This window comes from Streptomyces sp. V4I8 (assembly GCF_041261225.1).
Classification (GTDB): Bacteria; Actinomycetota; Actinomycetes; order Streptomycetales; family Streptomycetaceae; genus Streptomyces.
In genome coordinates, this window is sequence record NZ_JBGCCN010000001.1 from 5,523,245 (window position 1) to 5,541,367 (window position 18,123).

General features: G+C 67.6%; 11 protein-coding genes, 1 tRNA gene, 9 pseudogenes and 1 other annotated feature. Of the genes and pseudogenes, 11 read left to right on the forward strand and 10 right to left on the reverse strand.

The window, feature by feature from the left end; all coding sequences use genetic code 11:
• Positions 1 to 15: 15 nt before the first annotated feature.
• Entirely contained in the window at positions 16 to 1,116 is a 1,101-nt protein-coding gene (locus ABIE67_RS25095; protein ID WP_370261412.1) for a sensor histidine kinase, read from the forward strand.
• Between the two features lie 21 nt (positions 1,117 to 1,137).
• Here the strand turns inward: ABIE67_RS25095 and ABIE67_RS25100 are convergent.
• Positions 1,138 to 2,141 (reverse strand): annotated as a pseudogene (locus ABIE67_RS25100) (NAD-dependent epimerase/dehydratase family protein).
• A 157-nt stretch (positions 2,142 to 2,298) separates the two neighbouring features.
• On the opposite strand from ABIE67_RS25100, the gene ABIE67_RS25105 reads away from it, so the two are divergent.
• Together ABIE67_RS25105 and ABIE67_RS25110 are read left to right on the forward strand one after the other, a co-directional pair.
• Positions 2,299 to 3,036, forward strand: coding sequence for a flavodoxin family protein (locus tag ABIE67_RS25105; protein WP_370261414.1), 738 nt, complete (start codon positions 2,299 to 2,301; stop codon positions 3,034 to 3,036).
• Positions 3,037 to 3,286: 250 nt separating this feature from the next.
• Positions 3,287 to 3,463 (forward strand): annotated as a pseudogene (locus ABIE67_RS25110) (Na+/H+ antiporter NhaA); the annotation flags it as partial.
• A gap of 323 nt (positions 3,464 to 3,786) precedes the next feature.
• On the opposite strand, the gene ABIE67_RS25115 reads toward ABIE67_RS25110, so the two are convergent.
• Entirely contained in the window at positions 3,787 to 4,482 is a 696-nt protein-coding gene (locus tag ABIE67_RS25115; RefSeq protein ID WP_370268889.1) for a substrate-binding domain-containing protein, read from the reverse strand.
• Positions 4,483 to 4,665: 183 nt separating this feature from the next.
• On the opposite strand from ABIE67_RS25115, the gene ABIE67_RS25120 reads away from it, so the two are divergent.
• On the forward strand, positions 4,666 to 4,893 hold the full coding sequence (locus ABIE67_RS25120; RefSeq protein WP_370261419.1) for a VOC family protein: 228 nt from the start codon (positions 4,666 to 4,668) through the stop codon (positions 4,891 to 4,893).
• A gap of 233 nt (positions 4,894 to 5,126) precedes the next feature.
• Positions 5,127 to 6,200: pseudogene (xerC, locus tag ABIE67_RS25125) on the forward strand (tyrosine recombinase XerC).
• Between the two features lie 462 nt (positions 6,201 to 6,662).
• Here the strand turns inward: xerC and ABIE67_RS25130 are convergent.
• The gene (locus ABIE67_RS25130) at positions 6,663 to 7,433 is read right to left on the reverse strand and encodes an FG-GAP repeat domain-containing protein (RefSeq protein ID WP_370261424.1); all 771 of its coding nucleotides are present in this window, start codon (positions 7,431 to 7,433) and stop codon (positions 6,663 to 6,665) included.
• Positions 7,434 to 7,483: 50 nt separating this feature from the next.
• On the opposite strand from ABIE67_RS25130, the pseudogene ABIE67_RS25135 reads away from it, so the two are divergent.
• Positions 7,484 to 8,262: pseudogene (locus ABIE67_RS25135) on the forward strand (transposase); the annotation flags it as partial.
• 79 nt (positions 8,263 to 8,341) lie between these two features.
• Here the strand turns inward: ABIE67_RS25135 and ABIE67_RS25140 are convergent.
• A pseudogene (locus tag ABIE67_RS25140) lies at positions 8,342 to 8,668 on the reverse strand (transposase family protein); the annotation flags it as partial.
• Between the two features lie 447 nt (positions 8,669 to 9,115).
• Between ABIE67_RS25140 and ABIE67_RS25145 the strand changes: the two are divergent.
• The 3 genes from ABIE67_RS25145 (at position 9,116) to ABIE67_RS25155 (ending at position 12,430) form a co-directional block, all read left to right on the forward strand.
• The gene (locus ABIE67_RS25145; RefSeq protein WP_370261428.1) at positions 9,116 to 10,345 is read left to right on the forward strand and encodes an ice-binding family protein; all 1,230 of its coding nucleotides are present in this window, start codon (positions 9,116 to 9,118) and stop codon (positions 10,343 to 10,345) included.
• A gap of 197 nt (positions 10,346 to 10,542) precedes the next feature.
• The gene (locus ABIE67_RS25150; protein WP_370261432.1) at positions 10,543 to 11,268 is read left to right on the forward strand and encodes a DUF5819 family protein; all 726 of its coding nucleotides are present in this window, start codon (positions 10,543 to 10,545) and stop codon (positions 11,266 to 11,268) included.
• Entirely contained in the window at positions 11,255 to 12,430 is a 1,176-nt protein-coding gene (locus ABIE67_RS25155) for an HTTM domain-containing protein (RefSeq protein ID WP_370261437.1), read from the forward strand. The genes ABIE67_RS25150 and ABIE67_RS25155 overlap by 14 nt, the downstream gene beginning before the upstream one ends.
• Here the strand turns inward: ABIE67_RS25155 and ABIE67_RS25160 are convergent.
• The 3 genes from ABIE67_RS25160 to ABIE67_RS25170 all read right to left on the reverse strand — a co-directional run bounded on the left by ABIE67_RS25160 (position 12,315) and on the right by ABIE67_RS25170 (position 15,970).
• Positions 12,315 to 12,872 carry a transposase gene (locus ABIE67_RS25160; protein WP_370261443.1) on the reverse strand — a complete coding sequence of 186 codons (558 nt, stop codon included), beginning with the start codon at positions 12,870 to 12,872 and terminating at the stop codon, positions 12,315 to 12,317. The genes ABIE67_RS25155 and ABIE67_RS25160 overlap by 116 nt on opposite strands.
• A gap of 208 nt (positions 12,873 to 13,080) precedes the next feature.
• Positions 13,081 to 14,265 (reverse strand): IS701 family transposase, encoded by a 1,185-nt coding sequence (locus ABIE67_RS25165; protein ID WP_370252597.1) that lies wholly within the window; start codon positions 14,263 to 14,265, stop codon positions 13,081 to 13,083.
• 91 nt (positions 14,266 to 14,356) lie between these two features.
• The gene (locus ABIE67_RS25170; RefSeq protein ID WP_370261447.1) at positions 14,357 to 15,970 is read right to left on the reverse strand and encodes an IS1182 family transposase; all 1,614 of its coding nucleotides are present in this window, start codon (positions 15,968 to 15,970) and stop codon (positions 14,357 to 14,359) included.
• A 240-nt stretch (positions 15,971 to 16,210) separates the two neighbouring features.
• Between ABIE67_RS25170 and ABIE67_RS25175 the strand changes: the two are divergent.
• Positions 16,211 to 16,848: pseudogene (locus tag ABIE67_RS25175) on the forward strand (transposase family protein); the annotation flags it as partial.
• 28 nt (positions 16,849 to 16,876) lie between these two features.
• Here ABIE67_RS25175 and ABIE67_RS25180 read toward each other — a convergent pair.
• Positions 16,877 to 17,131: pseudogene (locus ABIE67_RS25180) on the reverse strand (integrase core domain-containing protein); the annotation flags it as partial.
• Positions 17,116 to 17,515: pseudogene (locus tag ABIE67_RS25185) on the reverse strand (IS3 family transposase); the annotation flags it as partial. The pseudogenes ABIE67_RS25180 and ABIE67_RS25185, both read right to left, overlap by 16 nt.
• Positions 17,119 to 17,235, reverse strand: a sequence feature (AL1L pseudoknot). (Overlaps the previous pseudogene by 117 nt.)
• Before the next feature lie 47 nt (positions 17,516 to 17,562).
• Here ABIE67_RS25185 and ABIE67_RS25190 point away from each other — a divergent pair.
• Positions 17,563 to 17,769, forward strand: a pseudogene (locus ABIE67_RS25190) (site-specific integrase); the annotation flags it as partial.
• Between the two features lie 49 nt (positions 17,770 to 17,818).
• On the opposite strand, the gene ABIE67_RS25195 reads toward ABIE67_RS25190, so the two are convergent.
• Positions 17,819 to 17,892: transfer RNA gene (locus ABIE67_RS25195), tRNA-Gly, on the reverse strand.
• Positions 17,893 to 18,123 lie beyond the last annotated feature (231 nt).

The window sequence follows — 18,123 nt, forward strand, 5'->3', positions numbered from 1 at the left end:
GGAGGAGGACTGACCGTGCGCGACACCCTCCTCATCGCCTTGTACGCCTTCGCCGGTGCCGCCGTTACCGGCCTGGCCGGGGCCGGTGCGCTGCGCCTGCTGCGCCGCCGTTCGCTCACCGCGTCGCTCACCGTGATCGCAGCGGTCGGAGTGGTCGCCACGCTCGCCGTCGCCTGGGCGATGTTCCTGTCGCCGCACGACCTCACCGTGGTGACGACCGTGGTCGCGATGGCGGCCGTGGTCTCTCTCGCGACCGCGCTGCTGCTGGGCCGCTGGGTCGTCGCCCGCAGCCGCGAACTCGCCGACGCAGCCCGCTCGTTCGGCGACGGCGGCGACTTCGCCGCGCCCGACGGCCCGGCCACCGCCGAACTGGAGTCACTCAGCCGGGAGTTGGCGGCAACCAGCGCCAAGCTCGCCGAGTCCCGCGACCGGGAACGCGCGCTGGAGACCTCCCGGCGTGAACTGGTCGCCTGGATCTCCCATGACCTGCGCACCCCGCTGGCCGGCCTGCGTGCCATGTCCGAGGCGCTGGAGGACGGGGTCGCCGCCGACCCCGACCGCTACCTGAGGCAGATCCGCACCGAGGTCGAACGCCTCAACGGCATGGTCGGCGACCTCTTCGAACTCTCCCGCATCCACGCGGGCACGCTGCCGCTGTCGTACGCCCGCGTCTCGCTCTACGACCTGATCGGCGACGCCCTCGCGGGCGCTGACCCGCTCGCCCGCGAGCACGGCGTACGGCTGGTCGGCGACGACGTGGACGCCGTTCCGGTCGAGGTCGACGGCAAGGAGATGAGCCGCGTCCTGGGCAACCTGCTGGTCAACGCCATCCGCCGCACCCCGGCCGACGGTACGGTCGCGGTGGCCGCCGAGCGCTCGCCCGAAGGCGTGGTCGTGTCCGTGACGGACGGCTGCGGCGGCATCCCCGAGGAGGATCTGCCGCGGGTCTTCGACACCGGCTGGCGAGGCACGCACGCCCGGACGCCCCCGGCGGGCGCGGGACTGGGCCTCGCCATCGTGCGGGGCATCGTGGAGGCCCACCACGGGCGGGCCACCGTACGCAACATCCCGGGCGGATGCCGCTTCGAGGTGGTGCTGCCCGCCGCCGCTTCCTGAACACGGGCAGCACCACGGGTCCTACGCCCACCGCATCCCGGCATGCGCGAACTCCGCCATGCCCTCCTCGAAACCGACCTGGGGCTTCCAGTCGAACTCGGCTCGCAGCCGTGCGGAGTCCGCGGTGATGTGCCGGACGTCCCCGAGCCGGTATTCGCCGGTGACGACGGGCTCGGGTCCCCCGCATGCGTCCGCGAGCGCCCGCGCCATCTCGCCCACGGTGTGCGGCTCACCGCTGCCCGTGTTGTACGCCGTCAGTGCCCCGCTCGGCGCCTCGGCCGCCTCCAGCGCGGCCACGTTGGCGGCGGCGACGTCCCGCACATGCACGAAGTCCCGCCGCTGACGGCCGTCCTCGAAGACACGCGGCGCCTCGCCCCGGGCGAGTGCGGACCGGAAGAAGGAGGCGACCCCGGCGTACGGGGTGTCGCGGGGCATCCGGGGCCCGTACACGTTGTGGTAGCGCAGCGACACCGCCGAGCAGCCCGTCGACCGGGCCCAGGCGGCGGCCAGGTGCTCCTGCGCGAGCTTGGTCGTGGCGTACACGTTCCGCGGATCGACCGGCGCGTCCTCCCCGACCAGCCGGGAGCCAGTGCCTCCCCGCACACCGGGCACGGCGGCTCGAACCGCCCCGCGTCCAGATCGGCGACCGTCCGCGGCCCCGGCCGCACCACCCCGTGCCGCCCACACTCGTACCGCCCCTCCCCGTACACGACCATCGACCCGGCCAGCACGAGACGCCGTACCCCGGCGTCGGCCATCGCGGCGAGCAGCACGGCGGTGCCGAGGTCGTTGCGCGAGACGTACTCCGCCGCGTCGGTGACCCCGTTGCCGAGCCCGACCATCGCCGCCTGGTGGCAGACGACGTCGACGCCGGCCAGCGCGCGGGCGACCGCCGCCTGGTCGCGCACATCGGCGCCGGGATCCGCCCGGACGTCGTACACGACGGGCTCGTGCCCGTGGGCCGCGAGCGCCTCGACGACATGGGACCCGATGAACCCGGCACCGCCGGTGACCAGTACACGCATACGGCCACGCTAGATCCGCGACGCTGCCGCGCCCCCGTGACCGGCCCGGCACGTCATCACTCCGTAAGACGTCGAAGGCGCGTCGGAAGAGGACAAAACGGTACCTTCGCGAGACGCTGCCGTACGCGCCCCGCCCCCGCCGCCCAGGGAGACCGTCATGGCAACGTCGCCTGCCCCCTCCTCGCACGACTCCTACCGCTTCGACGACCTCACCGCCCTGTTCATCAACTGCACGCTCAAGCCGTCCCCGCAGCTCAGCCACACCCAGGGACTGATCGACAAGAGCGCGGCGGTCATGATGGAGCGCGGGGTCACCACATCCGAGATCCGGGCCGTCGACCACGACATCGCCCCCGGCGTGTATCCGGACATGACCGAGCACGGCTTCGCGGCCGACGAGTGGCCCGCGCTGTACGAGCAGGTGATGGCGGCGGACATCCTGATCCTGGCCGGCCCGATCTGGCTGGGCGACAACAGCTCCGTCACCAAGAAGGTCATCGAGCGGCTCTACGCCTGCTCCTCGCTGCTCAACTCCCAGGGCCAGTACGCCTACTACGGCCGCGTCGGAGGCTGTCTGATCACCGGAAACGAGGACGGTGTGAAGCACTGCGCGATGAACGTCCTCTACAGCCTCCAGCACCTCGGCTACACGATCCCGCCCCAGGCCGACGCCGGCTGGATCGGCGCGGCCGGCCCCGGACCCTCGTACCTCGACCCCGAATCGGGCGGCCCGGCCAACGACTTCACCAACCGCAACACCGCCTTCATGACCTGGAACCTGATGCACTTGGCGGCCCTGCTCAAGCGCTCGGGCGGCGTCCCCGCCCACGGCAACCAGCGCTCCGAATGGGACGCGGGTTGCCGTGCCGACGCGGCCAACCCCGAACACCGCTGAGACGCTCAAGGAGGCCGGCCTGCTCACCTCCCGTAGGCGGTGGAGGCGCGACCGAGGTTCTCGTTGCGCTGCGTAACGGCGCCTGACGTTGCGCTGACTGACGTACCACGCACAGGGCCGACTGGGCGGCACGGTCCGGCCACGGATAGGGTGTAAAGAACGCGTCAAGATGGCGCGGGGTGTGCCGGGAAGTCTGGTCGGCGTCCGCAGGGCCGTGTGCCCTTTGCCGACACCCCGGAGGTTCGCCGCCTTGGCCGCCAACCCGCCCCGTACCCCGTTCCTCGGTCTTCTTTCCTGGCCCGAACGGCAGGCTGTGGCCAGGGCCCTGCGTACCGAGACGGTGGGCGGCCTGGTCCTACTGGTCGCCGCCATAGCGGCGCTCGTATGGGCGAACACCCCTTTCAGCAGTACCTACTTCACCATCCGCCCGGCAGCGAGAACTGGCTGGAGGGACGCCATTGCAGGAGCACACGGAGGAGGTTCAAGCGGCGGCCGAACAACGTCCGTCGCGTCAGTCCGGGTGTCGGGGCGGGCATCGAGTCGAGGTCCTGCTGACGCATCAGGCCGACAGGACCGAACCATCGACGCCGACGGCGCAGCCTGCGGCGGGATTGTCGGAGAGGGCGGTGTTCACCGCCTCGCAGACCGTGTCCTCGTCGTTGCCCCTGAGGCCGTCGGTGAGCCTGCGCCATCGCCGCCGAGCTGCCCGGCCTGGCCGTCGTCGGCGACACCTGCGGCGGCTCCCGACACTCACGCTCCGTCAGCCGCGCCCGTAGCCTGCCGCCCCATGGTGCTCGCCCGCGGGATGAGCCGGTGCGGGGCACGGATCTCCATGCCGGGGACGGGGGTTGAGCTGCCGATCCGCTTGAGCAGTCGCTCCACCGCCGTCTCGGCGATCATCTTCTTGTCCGGCGAGACCGTCGTGACGGGCGGGTTCGAATAGCGGGCGTCCTCGATGTCGTCGTAGCCGACGACGGCGACGTCTTCGGGGACGCGCAGTCCGCGGGAGGCCAGCGTGTGCAGGGCGCCCAGGGCCACCAGGTCGCTGTAGCAGAAGACCGCGTCGGGCGGTTCGTCCAGGTCGAGCAGGTGGGCCATGGCGGTGGCGCCGTCGGAGCGGTTGAAGCGCGGGGTGGAGATGACGAGTTCTTCGCGGACGGGTATGCCGGCCCGCTCGTGGGCCAACCGGTAGCCCTGGGTGTGCAGTTGGGCCGCCTCACCGGTGCGGTAGGGCTGGTCGCCGATCGCGGCGACGCGGCGCCGGCCGAGGCCGAGCAGATGCTCGGTGGCCTCCCGGGAGGCGGTGACGTCGTCGATGCCGATGTGGTCGAAACCGCCGTCGCTCACCCGCTCTCCGAGCACGACCAGCGGGAGGTTCGCGTCGCGCTCGCCCAGGTCGGACTGGGCCAGCCCCAGCGGGCTGAAGATGACGCCGTCGAACAGCAGTTGCCGCCACTACACCCGCAAGCACGGCCCCGACGCCTACTACGGGCCGGGCGGCCTCGGCTTCGGGTGTGTCGATCAGTACGGCGTATACGCGGCTTCTGTGCATCGCCGTCACCGCATCACCGGGGCGGCCGGATTGCACCGGCACCGCAGTTCACCACCCTCCACCAGGCCCTGCCAGGCTTGATCACCGCAGTCCAGGCGGTCGACGACGCACCCCGTATCCACCTCGACATCGAGACCGACGACGTCGAATCGGAGACCGCGCGCTTGATCGCCCTGGGCGCCGAGCAAGTTTCGCAGTGGCAGGAGTGCCGCGTGCTACGAGTACCTGGCGGTCATTTGCTGTGCGTACTACCTGTGGAGAGCGATCCCGACACTTTCCGGGCACAGGCCAACGTCTGGCCATGACGAGTACTCGAGCGGTCCCGGGCGGCCGGCCCGTTACCCCCCCAGGTCGTCCGAGATCGTCGAGGGGATCGTGGTTCAGGGGGCGGGGACGAGGGATGGCTCTCCCCAGGCGGCCGCAAGGGCCTGCTTGAGCGCGTCGACGGCCGGCTCAGCCGCTGAGGCGGCCTTGCCCGAGCTACAGGAAGGCTGCCTGATGGGCCAACGGCAAGGGCAGGCGCCGCCCTTTCGGCGCGATCAGACGGCTCCTGTCCGGCCGCTACCAGGCGCGCCGTCCGGGGCCGGACGGCGTCATGCGCCCTACCCCGGAGACCTTCGCCACCACGGCAGACACTGACGACTGACTCGCCGAGAAGCAGACAGAGATCAGGCGGGGCGCGTGGCGAGACCCCGAGGCAGGATCGGTCAACTTCAAGGTGTGCGCGGAGAAGTGGGTGGAAGAGCGAGCTCCCCGTCCTGAGTGAGGACCTGCACCACCACCACCTCCTCGACGACCACATCCTTTCGGCCTTCGGCCAGTCAGACCTCAACGAGATCACCGCACCCCGGGTGCGTGAATGGCGTGCCGAACGTCTCCGCACGACCGGCGCCAAGACCACGACCGCCACGGCGTACCGACTCCTGAAAGGCATCATGGAGACGGCCGTGGACGACGACTTGATCAAACGCAACCCGTGCCGGATCAAGGGCGCCGGAAAGGAGAAGGCGGCCGAACGCCGCAACGCCACCGTGGCCCAGGTCGACGCCCTCGCCGACCAGCTCGGCCCCCGCTGGCGCCTCATGGTCCACCTCGGCGCCTACGGTCCTCTCTGCCCTGAGGAACTTGCGGGCCTCCGCCGCCGGGACATCAACGTCGACCGACTGAAGATCACGGTTCGCCTCGCCGAGCCGGAGCGTACGAACGGTCGCCGCGCCCCCGGCGACACCAAGACTGAAGCCGGTACTCGGACCAATCACCTTCCCGAGTTCTTGCGCCCGGAGCTGCGCATCCGCATGGAGCCATTTGCGGGCAAGGGACCTGACGGGCTGGTCTTCCCCGGCGAGAAGGGCCCCCTTCCGGCCACACGCTGTCGACGCGCTCGGGTGCCACGCCCAAGGACACGATGGTCCGCGCCGGCCAGTCCTCCGAGAAGGCCGCGCTGATCTTTCAGCACTCCGACGACGACCGACAGCAGGAAGTTGCAGCCAGTCTCGACGCGACCGTACGCAAGGCGCGGGAGCAAGCGCAGGAAGCTGCTGCCGTGACAGAACCGAAGACACCCGCCCCCGACGATCAACCATCTGGCATGAATCTGGCACACGACAACTGATCACCACGGACAACAAAAGGGCCCAGGTCGCTGACCTGGGCCTTAGTCATGGAGCGGGTGACGAGAATCGAACTCGCGCTCTCAGCTTGGGAAGCGACGGCGCTTAGGCGCACCCACATGGCTGCTGATCTGCACGGATTCGTTGTACCGCCGCAGGCGTGAGCGCTTGGTGGCACCGCTGTTGACCGTGGTGCTCCGCTCTGAAGGGCACGTTATGGGCACGATCCCGCAGGGTGAATGAGTGAAGCGCCTGTCTCGCCTTCTCTGCCCTCCCGGGCTGGTCGACGCGCGGGGCGAGTGAGCGGAGCCGGTGCGACTGCACACGAGTGTCATCTGCGGAGTGGCTGAGACCGGAAGGCTTCGCGCGGACAGCACATCACGAGCCCACGCCTCGGCCTCGGTGAGCTCGCGGACGCTGTGGTCAAGGGCTTGTCACTCCCTCGGCCGCGACCTGTCAGCGGCTCAGTACAGGGCCTTGTAGCCCTGCCACCCAATGGCTATCCCGCCGCGAGGACCGAAGGAGCCCTTGCTGTCGCCGTTGTTGCGCCACAGCTTGCCGGAGGTGTCGCGGGAGACGAGGCCCGCCCTCCCGTCCCCGGTGATGTCGCCGACGCCCACCACGACGTTGTAGGAGGCACCCCAGTTGTCGGCCACTTTGACCCGCGCCCTGAACCCGCCGGTCGCCGTGCCCACATACCGCCACAGCCTGTTCGACGTGTCCTGCGCCAGCAGGTCTCCGTACCCGTCACCGTTGAGGTCGCCGACCCCGATGATCTTCTTGTAACCGGACCACTTGGAGAAGATCTTCACTCGCGCCGAGAGCTTTCCGCTGCTTGTGGCCTTGTACAGGTAGAGGTCACCGGTGGACGCCTGGCGGGCGATCAGGTCCGCCCGGCCATCACCGGTGATGTCGCCCGGTGAGGTCAGCACGTTGTACTGGTTCCAGCCCGAAGTGCCCAGTGTGGTGTACGGCGTGGATGTCGTCAGGGCTTTGCCGCACCCCGGGCGGTACGCCCGCAGTGCACCGCTGCTGAACCGCACGAGCACGTCATTGCAGCGGTCACCGTTCAGGTCTCCGAACGGCACCACCGTGATCGAGGCTGGCCATCCCGAAGCCGAGGTCTTGGTCGAGAACTTCCCGGCGCCGTCGCCGCGATGGAAGGAGAGTGCGCCCTGGGACGTGAGCGTGAGCAGGTCACCGATGCCGTCGGACCCGCCATGGTCGCGTCTCACCGCGGCACCACCGGTCAGCTTCAGCGTGCCGGACGCCGTCGCCGACGCACCGTGCCGACCGCGTGATGCGCCGACCCGTGCCTGACACCTGGACCCAGCCCCGCCAGGGCGGACGCCCGCCGAAACACGGCAAGGAGTTCCGCTTCGCCCGCCCGGATACCTGGGGCGAACCGGACGTGGCGACCACGACCGTGACCGACCGCTACGGCACCGTGCAGACCCTGGCGTTCGACCGTCTCCACCCGAAGCTGACCACCCGCTCCGCGTGGATTGACCACCGACGAGCTTCCCGTCATCGAGGGCACGGTGATCCGCCTCCAGGTCGACCACCTGCCCGGCGGCCAGGACCCCCTGCCCGTCTGGCTCTGGTCCTCCCGCACGGGCATGACCAGCAAGGACGTCGACCTACGCTGGCAGGCATTCCTCCGCCGCTTCGACCTGGCGCACCTTCCGCTTCGCCAAGCAGACGCTCGGCTGGACTCGCCCCAAAATCCGCACGCCCCAGGCCGCCGACCGGTGGACCTGGATCGTGATCGCTGCCCACACCCAGCTCCGCCTCACCCGCGAAGCCGCCGCAGACCTGCGCCGTCCCTGGGAGAAACCGGCCGAGCCCGCACGGCTCACCCCGGCCCGCGTCCGCCGCGGGTTCAGGAACATCCGCCCGCACCTGCACAATCCCGCCCGCGCACCGAAACCATCAACACCTGGACCAGGCAGGCCAGTTGGTTCGAAGAACCGACGTCCCGCCACCCGCTACGACGTCGGCAAGACCACCAAACGCCCCGAGAGCATCACCGAACGCAACCGGATCAAAGCTCGCAAAGGTTAAATTTCAAGCTGAGCCGCTTCAGCTAGCAAAAAGGCGGTGTCTTGGAGGTGAGCGAGCCCGTTACAGGACCGGCTCAGCGAATTGATACGCCGGCGACAATGTAGACGGTGCCCTTGCGTGTCCGGAGGGCCGGCGAGATGGCCACCAGCGGTGCCAGATGATCGAGGATGCGGTCGGCCGCGGACTTCGAGATCCCGCCAGCGGTGCCACCTGTCGCAACGTGATATCGGTTCGCCAGTACGTCGCTACCGACAACACACGGTCGGCCAGGAGCCGTCGCCAGGGGTGGCCGCTGGATCTCGCCGCCGCGGCGCCGCGCCGACGCCACCAGCCTGGCGAACTGTACCTCGGTCAGCCAGGAGAAGAGTTCGATCCACTCCGGATCATCCGCTGAGATGCCAGCCAACGCACCCACCGCCCCACCGGTAACGGGACACCTCTATCCGTGTTCCGGAATTCGGAGCCGAGTGTGCGGATGCGTGGGCGAGCCGCCATCCGGGGGAATTGCGCTGCCATCTGTTTCAATTTCATGGAAAGTGCCTCCCAGGCGAGGAAGACTGCTGCTTCCTGTGAGGGCAAGTGCCATCTTCCGGAGTGACGGGAGGCGAAATCGAATCCGGAGTGGCTCGCTGCAAAGGAAGCCATTCGGCCCAATATTTGCATACCTTCCTTAACTCGCATTGAGCAACTCCGGCAACATCACCCGATGAATCATCGCTTGCGGTGGACGCCTGCGTAAGATCCGCCCACAGAAGAGGCGATTCCGTTGACGAGGAACGCCGGATGTCACCACCCCACGGGAGTTGACCCCTCGATGAGACTGAGTATTTCCGATGCGTCGCATCGGAGCACAATGACGGCCTGGATCGCGGGGGTACTAACCCTGCTGGTTGCGTTGGTCGTTGTGGCCGTCACACCTACACGGGCAGCTGCCGTTGCAACGGCAGTGGAACTGGGAACGGCGGAAAGCTTTGCTGTACTGGGTGGCTCCGCGGTCACCAACACCGGCCCCACGGTGATCAACGGAGATCTCGGAGTGAGTCCGGGGTCGGCCGTCACCGGATTCCCTCCCGGAATTGTCAACGGGGCTACGCATGTCACGGATGCTGTGGCTGCTCAAGCGCAGAGTGACCTGACCACTGCGTACAACGATGCGGCCGGGCAAGCACCGGATGTAACGTTCCCCGACGATCCTCCCGTGGAACTCGGTGGTCGGACGCTGACTCCAGGCGTATACAACGCCCCTGTCAGTGCCGCTATTACTGGCACGCTCACCCTGGATGCTGAGGGCGACCCCGACGCCGTCTGGGTGTTCCAGGTCGGTTCGACGCTGACGACGGCATCCGCCAGCCAGGTTTCCCTCATCAATGGTGCCTCGCCGTGCAATGTGTTCTGGCAGATCGGGAGCTCGGCCACCCTCGGAACCAACTCCGACTTCGTGGGCACCATCATGGCCTTGACCTCTATCAGTGTCACTACGGGGACGAGCATCGAGGGCCGTGCGTTGGCCCGCAACGGCGCCGTGACGCTGGACAGCAACGTGATCACCCGACCGCTATGTGAGGGCGGCACGACCACGACGGGTGATGACGCCGCCGCTGTGACGACGGGTGATGACGCCGCCGCTGTGACGACGGGTGATGACGCCGCCGCTGTGACGACGGGTGATGACGCCGCCGCTGTGACGACGGGTGATGACGCCGCCGCTGTGACGACGGGTGATGACGCCGCCGCTGTGACCACGACGGGTGATGACGCCGCCGCTGTGACGACGGGTGATGACGCCGCCGCTGTGACGACGGGTGATGACGCCGCCGCTGTGACCACGACGGGTGATGACGCCGCCGCTGTGACGACGGGTGATGACGCCGCCGCTGTGACGACGGGTGATGACGCCGCCGCTGTGACCACGACGGGTGATGACGCCGCCGCTGTGACCACTGGCGATGACGCCGCCGCGACGACAGGCCACGACACAGGGCATGACACAGGTGGTCCTGGTGACCACCACCCTGGCAAGCCTGGCAAGCCCCACTACTACGGGTTCAAACCCCCGTGGCACAAGATGCACACTCACCACTAAGTGAGTTCCCTGTAATTCGGCGGGAGTGACAAGTCGCGCTGGATCCCCTTGGCGGAGTGCACGCAACTTGGTCGCCCTCAACGTGAGTAAGGGGGTGGCGTGCAGCGGATCGTCGTCGATGCCGTCGTGCGCCACCCGCGGAATCAGTAGAAGCAGGTGCAAGCAGTCGCAATGGGAAGGACCGGGTGGGTGGGGTCGTGCTGATCGGTGTTGAGTCGACAAATACGATGGATTCACAGCAGGTTGGCGCTGAGCCTGCAGCGCAGAACGGTGGACTGCGTAGCACTCGTGAAAATACAGGGCCACACCGCCTACTGATCGCTGGAACGGGAGTCGTGGTTGCCTTTTGCCTCGCAGTGACCCTGGTCCATCTTGTCCTGGTGTTTCTGTACGTGGCGCCCTCGAACGCCATTTCCAAAGCCTACGACCAGCAGATCAACGCGTGGGTCCGGCCTTTGTTTTCGCAGAACTGGCGGCTATTCGCCCCGGATCCGCAATCCGTCAACCGGCAGATCTCGGCGAAGGTCGGGTACACAGCGCCGAACGGTTCCAGGCGAGTGAGCGGCTGGATCGATCTGAGCTCCATGGATGATTCCGCCGTCAAGCACCACGTCTTTCCCAGCCATACGGCACAGAACATGCTGCGCCAGGCGTGGAATTCCTACCTCAAAACGCACGGCAGCGACGACCAGCCATACTCGGATCGGGCTCTTCTGATTCAGAAGTATCTCCGCAACATCGCAGTGGACCGCGTCACGGCTCAACGGGGCGGCACCTTCGACTTCATCCAGCTACGGGTGACCACGCTGCCCATCGTCGCTCCGCGCTCGGCGGATGGCTCCCGTCCGGCCGCCGCGGCACCTGCGCCGGCCGTGATCCGGTACCTGCCCTGGTGGAAGGTGGATTCCCATGAAGCGGAGTGAGAAGGCACCGACCATGGCGGCAACAGCGCCCCGAGTAACCACGAAGCAGGCGGCCGGGCACCTGCTCCAGCGCGGGTTGGATCGGATCCACGCTTTCCTCGTCCTCCTGACTGAGCGGCCTGTCTCCCTGTACGCGGCAGCGATGCTACGCATCGGGTACGGGCTGCTTTACCTCGTCTTCCTGCTCCGCGAGTTTCCCCACCGCGACGACATGTGGGGCCCCGGTTCGCCATGGACACCCGAACTAGCCCGGCTTATGTACGACCAGACCGGATGGGCCAGCGTCCTTCTCCTGTCCGACAGCCAGACATACTTCGAGGTTTGCTACGCCGTTGCTCTTATCACGTGTGCGCTGTTCGTGCTGGGCTGGCGCACGCGTGCGGTGTCCGTGCTGTTCACGGTCGTGGTTGTGTCGTTCCATGGCAGGGCGATTTATATGGCGGACGGCGGGGACAACCTCATGGTCCTCATGGCCGTCTATCTAGTCTTCACCGCGTGTGGTCGTCGCTGGTCCCTCGACGCGCGCAGGGCCCGGTGCAAGGCTGCGACCGGCAGGATGGCAGATCCCCGCGGGAGCGGTCTCCGGCACCAACTCGGCGATGCGCGCTCCATCTTGACCACCGTGCTGCACAACTGCGGCATGTTCGTCATCGCCGTCCAGGTCTGCTTCCTCTACGGATGCGCGGGCATGTACAAGGTGCAGGGTTACAAGTGGGCCGACGGCACCGCCCTCCACTACGTCCTGAACATCGACTTGTTCCGCCCCTGGCCCGAGTTGTCCCAAATGCTCGACGGTCACCACGTACTGCTCACCGTCGTCGGCTATACGACGGTGCTGGTGCAGGTCGCCTTTCCCTTCGTCCTCTTCAGCAGACTCAAATACCCTGTCTTGATCCTTTTGCTGGGCATGCACGTGAACATCGCGGTGCTCATGGGACTGCCGCTGTTCTCCGGCGCAATGATCGTCGCCGACGCCGTATTCCTGCCGGACCGCTTCTACCGCGCCGTGGAACGGCTATTGCGGCGTACCGTCCGACGAGCAGGCGTCACCGGAGCGGAAGCCCATCCCGGGACGACCTCTGCCGCGCTGCCGCTGCAACCCGTACCAGTCGGCGACACTCACTCCCCAGGCCGATCCTGTACCCCTCTTGGCCCGCCATGAGCGAAAGGTTCTTTGTTCCGGCTTGGTCCGCACCCTCGGAGAGGGGCCCGCCCCGTAGTTTCACTCGTAAGGGCTTCTCGGGGATCTCCCCAGGGATTTGATGCTCTTCCAGCCCGGGGATCAAGGTGCCAAGGCGGACGACGGTGGCGTCGATCTGGACCAGCCAGTCGATGTCGCCGACCGCGTCCGCATGGGCCTGGATCTGCTGCGGCGCCCGAGTGAAGACGCCGTCGAGCGCGTAGCGGCGGAAGCGGGTGTACGCGGTCTTCCACGGCCCGTAGCGTTCCGGCAGGTCACGCCAGGAGATTCCGGTACGGATCTTGTAGACCATCCCGTTGATGACCTTCCGGTCCTCCATGCGAGGTCGGCTCGTTGCGGCCCGGGGTATCAGCGGAGCGAGTAACTCCCGCTCCTGGTCGGTGAGTTCATGACGACGTACCACAACACCATGATCTACCAACCGGATGATCTTTGAAGACGGACACTAATACTGCAACGGTGCTTGTTCTGATTGCTGGGCAGTTTTCAGGGGCTGTGTCCGCGTCGTTTGTAGTGGCTGATGCGGGCTTGGTGCTGGCGTCGTCGGCGCCAGGTTGACCAGTGCAGGATGTGGTCGGCCGGGGTGGGGCGGCGGTTGGTGAGGCGGGTGATCAGGCGTCGGATCTCGGCGAGGCTGAGGTGGATGAGCTGGGAGGATCCGTTTCTGCTTTGTCCGTGTCGAGCTGGCGGGCCCGCAGGACAGTCAGACAGGCGTGGGCGGCCATGGCCAGGGTCATGTGGCGGTGCCAGCCCGGGTAGCGGCGGACCTGGTAGTCGTCCAGGCCGCACTCCTGCTTCGCGGTCTGGAAGCATTCCTCGACTGCCCATCGGCTGCCCGCGATGCGGATCAGCTCGTCCAGCGTCGTGTCGGCGGGACAGTAGGCGATGTAGTAGGAGATCTCCTCGGGCCTGCTCACGCTGCGGCGGGCGAGGACCCAGTGCCGGCGGTCCTCGCGGTGCCAGGGCCGCACCTCGACGCGGGCCCAGTCGAAGATCCGCCGGCCGTGGGCTCCTTCACCGCAGGAACGGCGTTTCCATTTCTGCCGCGGCAGGCCGGGAAACAGGTCGTGGACGGGGTGGTCGATGGACCAGCGGGTGACGACGGTGTCGTGCCGGGTGGTGGCCATGACGTGGAAGACATCCGCCTGTTCCAGCTCGAACCGCCAGCCCTTGCTGAAGCCGTAGGCGGCGTCCGCCGTCACCCAGCCGAACGGGATACGGTCGGCGATGGCCCGGCGGACCATCGCCTTGGCCATGGCCACCTTCGTCTCGAAGGCGACACTGTCGTCGATGCCCGCCCGCCGGCACCGTTCCCGGTCATCCGTCCAGGAGGTGGGCAGATACAGACGGCGGTCGATCAGAGTGCGTCCACGGCCGGTGGCGTAGGCGAGGAACACACCGATCTGGCAGTTCTCGGTGCGGCCGGCCGTTCCGGAGTACTGCCTTTGCACCCCGGCCGAACGGACGCCCTTCTTCAGAAAGCCGGTGTCATCGACGATCAGGACGGCCTCGCGGTCTGCGAGGTGTTCCACGACGTAGTCGCGTACGTCGTCCAGGACCTCGTCGGCGTCCCACTCGATCCGGTTCAGCAGCCGGTGGATGCGATCGGGACCCGTATGCCCGGCCTCCTCCGCCAGCGTCCAGCCGTTCTTCCGCTCCAGCGGCGCAACCAGCCCACGCATGTAAGCCAGCGCCGACTGACGCGGCTCCTCCCGGTTGAACCGGTGCACGAACCGCTCATGCAGAGCACCCAGTTCCCCCGCCCACAACCTGACACCAGCAAGGTCCCCACCCATAACAACACCAACGACTGAACTGGCCAGCAGTCACGGCAAAGACCGTTGCAGTACTAACTTGACTCTGTCGGGGATCTTGGAGTTGGCGAGGTCATCTGCCAAGGGTTCGCCAGGACTTCGGCCGGGGTATCTCGCGCTGGTCGAGGTAGTTCTGGAAGGCAGTCGGCCGGCGGGGCGTGGGTGCTTCTTCGGTCGGCGGCAGTCCGCTGAGGCGCTCGATGTTGACTGCGATGGCCGTCAGGACGTGCTGGATGTGGGCCTTTCCCTGTCCTCGGTAGCGGCAGTGGCGCATGCCGTGTCCGTGGGCGAACTCGTTGACCGTGCCCTCCACTCCGGAGCGGACCGCGTAGCGGGTCTTCCACTCGGGCGTCTGCTGCTCGGTGCGGACGCGGAGTTGCAGGTCGCGGAGTTCTCGTGGGGGAAATCCCACGGTGCGGGCGTTGTCGGCGGTGCTGGTGCACTGGGTGCGGGCAGGGCAGGGGCGGCATTGGCTCTTGGTGAACCTGGCCACGATCAGCGGGGCCGCGGTGGGTGAGGAGGTCGGGTAGGGGCCGTGCCAGCCCTGGCTGACCTGGCCCTGGGGGCAGGTGACCTGTTGGCGGTCGTAGTCGATGTGGAAGTCGTCCCTGGCGAAGCCCTCGTTTTGGCGGTGTTGGCGGGTGGGGTTGCTCCGGAGCGGTCCGGAGACGGTGACCTGGTGTTCACGGGTGGCTTGTTCGAGGTGGGGCAGGGAGGTGTAGCCGGCGTCGACCAGGTGCTCGGCGGGCAGCAGTCCGCGGCGGGCGAGGCGGGGGTGGATGCCGGGCAGGACCTGGCTGTCGTGGGTGGTGGCCGCGGTGGTGGCCACGTCCGTGATCACGTTGGGGCCGTCGGGAGCAGAGGTCTCGGTCAGGTGAGCGGTGAACCTCTTCCAGCTGATGATGTGACCGTGCCGTGCATAGCGGGCCGAGGTGTCGTAGGGAGAGACGATCGCCCGGGACGAGGGCGGCAGCCCGGGCTCGCCTTCCGTCTCGGCGGTGCGCCAGCGCAGGTGTCCTGCGGCGTCATGGTGGTAGTTCTGCACCATGATCTGGCGCAGGGCCTGGATGCGGGGACCGGATGTCCGGTCTGTTCCGTGCTGGTGGAGGTGTTCCAGGAGCCGGACGGCGTCGTTTCCGGTGGCGAGGATTCTGGTTTTGGGCTTGGTGGGGTTCTTGCCCAGGCGGACCGGTCGGCCGTAGCGGCGCCCCCAGTCCTCATCGACCAAGTCGTCGAGCAGGTGAGGGAAGGTGCTGGCGACTTCTTCGAGTGCGGCGCGGACGGCCTCGGTGATCAGTTCCAGGCGGGTCAGGTCGCGCACCGCGGCCAGAACGTGGGTGGAGTCGGTGCGCTGTGTGGTGCGCTCGCGCACCAGGCCGGCCTCTTTGAGGCGGGCCAGCGCGAGGTCGAGGAGGCGGTCAGCACGATCCCCCTCGGCGAGACGGTCGCGGAAGTCGGCCAGCACGCTGTGGTGGAAGCCGGGATCGTCCAGCTCCATGGCCATGGCGTACTTGAAGTCGATGCGGCAGCGAACCGCCTCGGCGGCCTGCCGGTCCGAGAGGCCGAGCAGAAACTGCAGCACACAGACGGTGGCCAGTTGAGCAGGCGAGAGACCCGGCCGCCCGTCTCGTGGGTACCAGTCGGCGAAGTCCTCGTCGCACCACAGCCCGTCCAGCCGGTCGCGCACCCATATCGCCGTCGTACCACCCGGGTTGCTCGCCCGCGCGACCTGTGCAGTCAGAGGCGGAACCTGCTCACCGGAACGCGGGCGGAGGGACAACGGGCACCTCGACAACTACTGCATCGGTCAACGGAACTACCCGAGCATGCCCGTTGGCCATGCTGCCGCACCGGCAAACTCCAAGATCCCCGACAGAGTCAAGCTAAAGCGTGTTGCAGAAGGCTGTGATTAGGGCATTTCTCTTGTATGGGTGGGGTGTTGAGGGCTGAGCCGGTGTGTGGGGGAGGAGACGTTCACGGGGCTGCGGATGCGGCAGTTCGAACGGCTGTTGAGGGTGGTGCGGGAACGGGGCGGGAACGGTCCCGGTGGCGGTCGTGGTGCCTGCCACTGGCGGACCGGGTTCTGCTGGTGGCCGTCTACTACCGCACGAACCTCACCATGCGGCAGCTCGCGCCGCTGTTCGGCTGCTCGCCGGCAACGGTGTGCCGGGTCATCCAGCGGCTGCGGCCGCTTCTGGCCATCGAACCCGCATGTCGGCCCGCCGACGCGGTGGATCGGCTGTGGATCGTGGACGGCACCCTGATCCCGGTCCGCGCCGTAAGGTCGGTGCCTCAAGCCGCAACTCCCGGATCTCGGCAAACGTGCAGGTCATCATCGATGCTGACACGAAACTCGTGATCGCCGCCGCCCGGCCGGTCCCCGGCACCACCGCGGATGCGAAGGCCTGGCGGGACTCCGGCCTGCCCGAGCAGTGCGAGGGCGCCACGGTGCTGGGAGACGGCGCGTACATCAACACGCGCCTTGCCGTCCCGCACCGCAAACGCCCCGGCCGGGCCCTGCTGGCTGGGGAGGAAGAAGACAACGCCGAGCACCGCCGAGTTCGGGTGAACCGCTCCGGGATCGGTGGAGGCTCTATGCGTTGACTCCAGCCGCCGGTTGGGGCTGGTGTTGAGCGTAGTAGTTGGTCTCGTGCTCGTAGGGCGGGATGTCTCCGATCGCTGTGTGGAGGCGCTGGTTGTTGAACCAGTCGACCCATTCCGCGGTGGCGAGTTCGACGTCGGCAAGGCCGCGTCAGGGCTTGCGGGGTTTGATCAGCTCCGTCTTGTAGAGGCCGATCTGAGATTCCATGAGCGCGTTGTCCAGGGCGTCGCCGACGGTGCCGATCGAGGCAGGACACGGCAGATCGGCTCGACTCCGAACACCTGGCGATGTGTGCCGATGAACGCTACGAGCGTTTCGACGGCCGGTCGAGCTCGGCCGCGAAGAAGGCCGAGGCCGCTTTCAAGATCTCGTTGGCCCGCCGCAGCTCGGCGTTCTCGGCCCGCAGCCGCCTGATCTCCGCGGCCTCCTCCGACGTGACGCCGGGCCGCTGACCGCCGTCGACTTCGACCTTGCGGGCCCAGGTCCGCACCGTCTCAGCCGCACCGATCCCAGCTTGGAAGCGACTCCCTTCATCGCGGCCCACTCGGTCGGGTAGTTGGGACGGATCTCCGCGACCATGCGAACCGCGCGCTCACGAAGCTCGGGCGGATAGGGGGACGGACGTGCCATGACTCGATCCTCTCAGGGAATCGAGCCTCCATCAGACCCGGAGCGGTTCACGCTCCGGTGCCACGCTCAAAGACACCATGGTGCGTGCCGGGCAGTCCTCGGAGAAGGCGGCGCTGATCTACCAGCACTCCGACGACGAGCGGCAGAAGGAGGTTGCCGCCGGGCTGGATGCGACCGTGCGGAAGGCTCGGGCTGCGGCCAGGGAGAAGGAGCCCGATCAGCCTTCTGGCACGAATCTGGCACGCGGCGAGTGATCGCCGAGTACAGCAGAAAGGCCCGGGTCGATGACCTGGGCCTTCTCCATGGAGCGGGTGACGAGAATCGAACTCGCGCTCTCAGCTTGGGAAGCTGATGTTCTACCATTAAACTACACCCGCGTAAGACGCCCGTTCCGTGATCATCCGGAGCCGGTGTCCGATCGCCTGGTCACTGTACCTCATCACCGGCCCCCGGCGCTGACGCCGTGGGGCCTGAGGGCGTTTCAGGGGGCGGATGTGACTGCGGTGCACCGGAGTTGGGGCGTACGGTGGAGGGGTGGGAGAGGGTCAGGGCGGGGTCGGAGTGCCGCCTGGAGGGCCGTCCCTTTGATCCCGTAATGTGGCCTCTCG

What these genes read in the sequence shown, in the direction of transcription:
- ABIE67_RS25165 (WP_370252597.1), bottom strand. Translation starts at nt 14,265, where the DNA reads ATGGGTGGGGACCTTGCTGGTGTCAGGTTGTGGGCGGGGGAACTGGGT.
- ABIE67_RS25155 (WP_370261437.1), top strand. Translation starts at nt 11,255, where the DNA reads ATGAAGCGGAGTGAGAAGGCACCGACCATGGCGGCAACAGCGCCCCGA.
- ABIE67_RS25145 (WP_370261428.1), top strand. Translation starts at nt 9,116, where the DNA reads ATGACGGCCTGGATCGCGGGGGTACTAACCCTGCTGGTTGCGTTGGTC.
- ABIE67_RS25105 (WP_370261414.1), top strand. Translation starts at nt 2,299, where the DNA reads ATGGCAACGTCGCCTGCCCCCTCCTCGCACGACTCCTACCGCTTCGAC.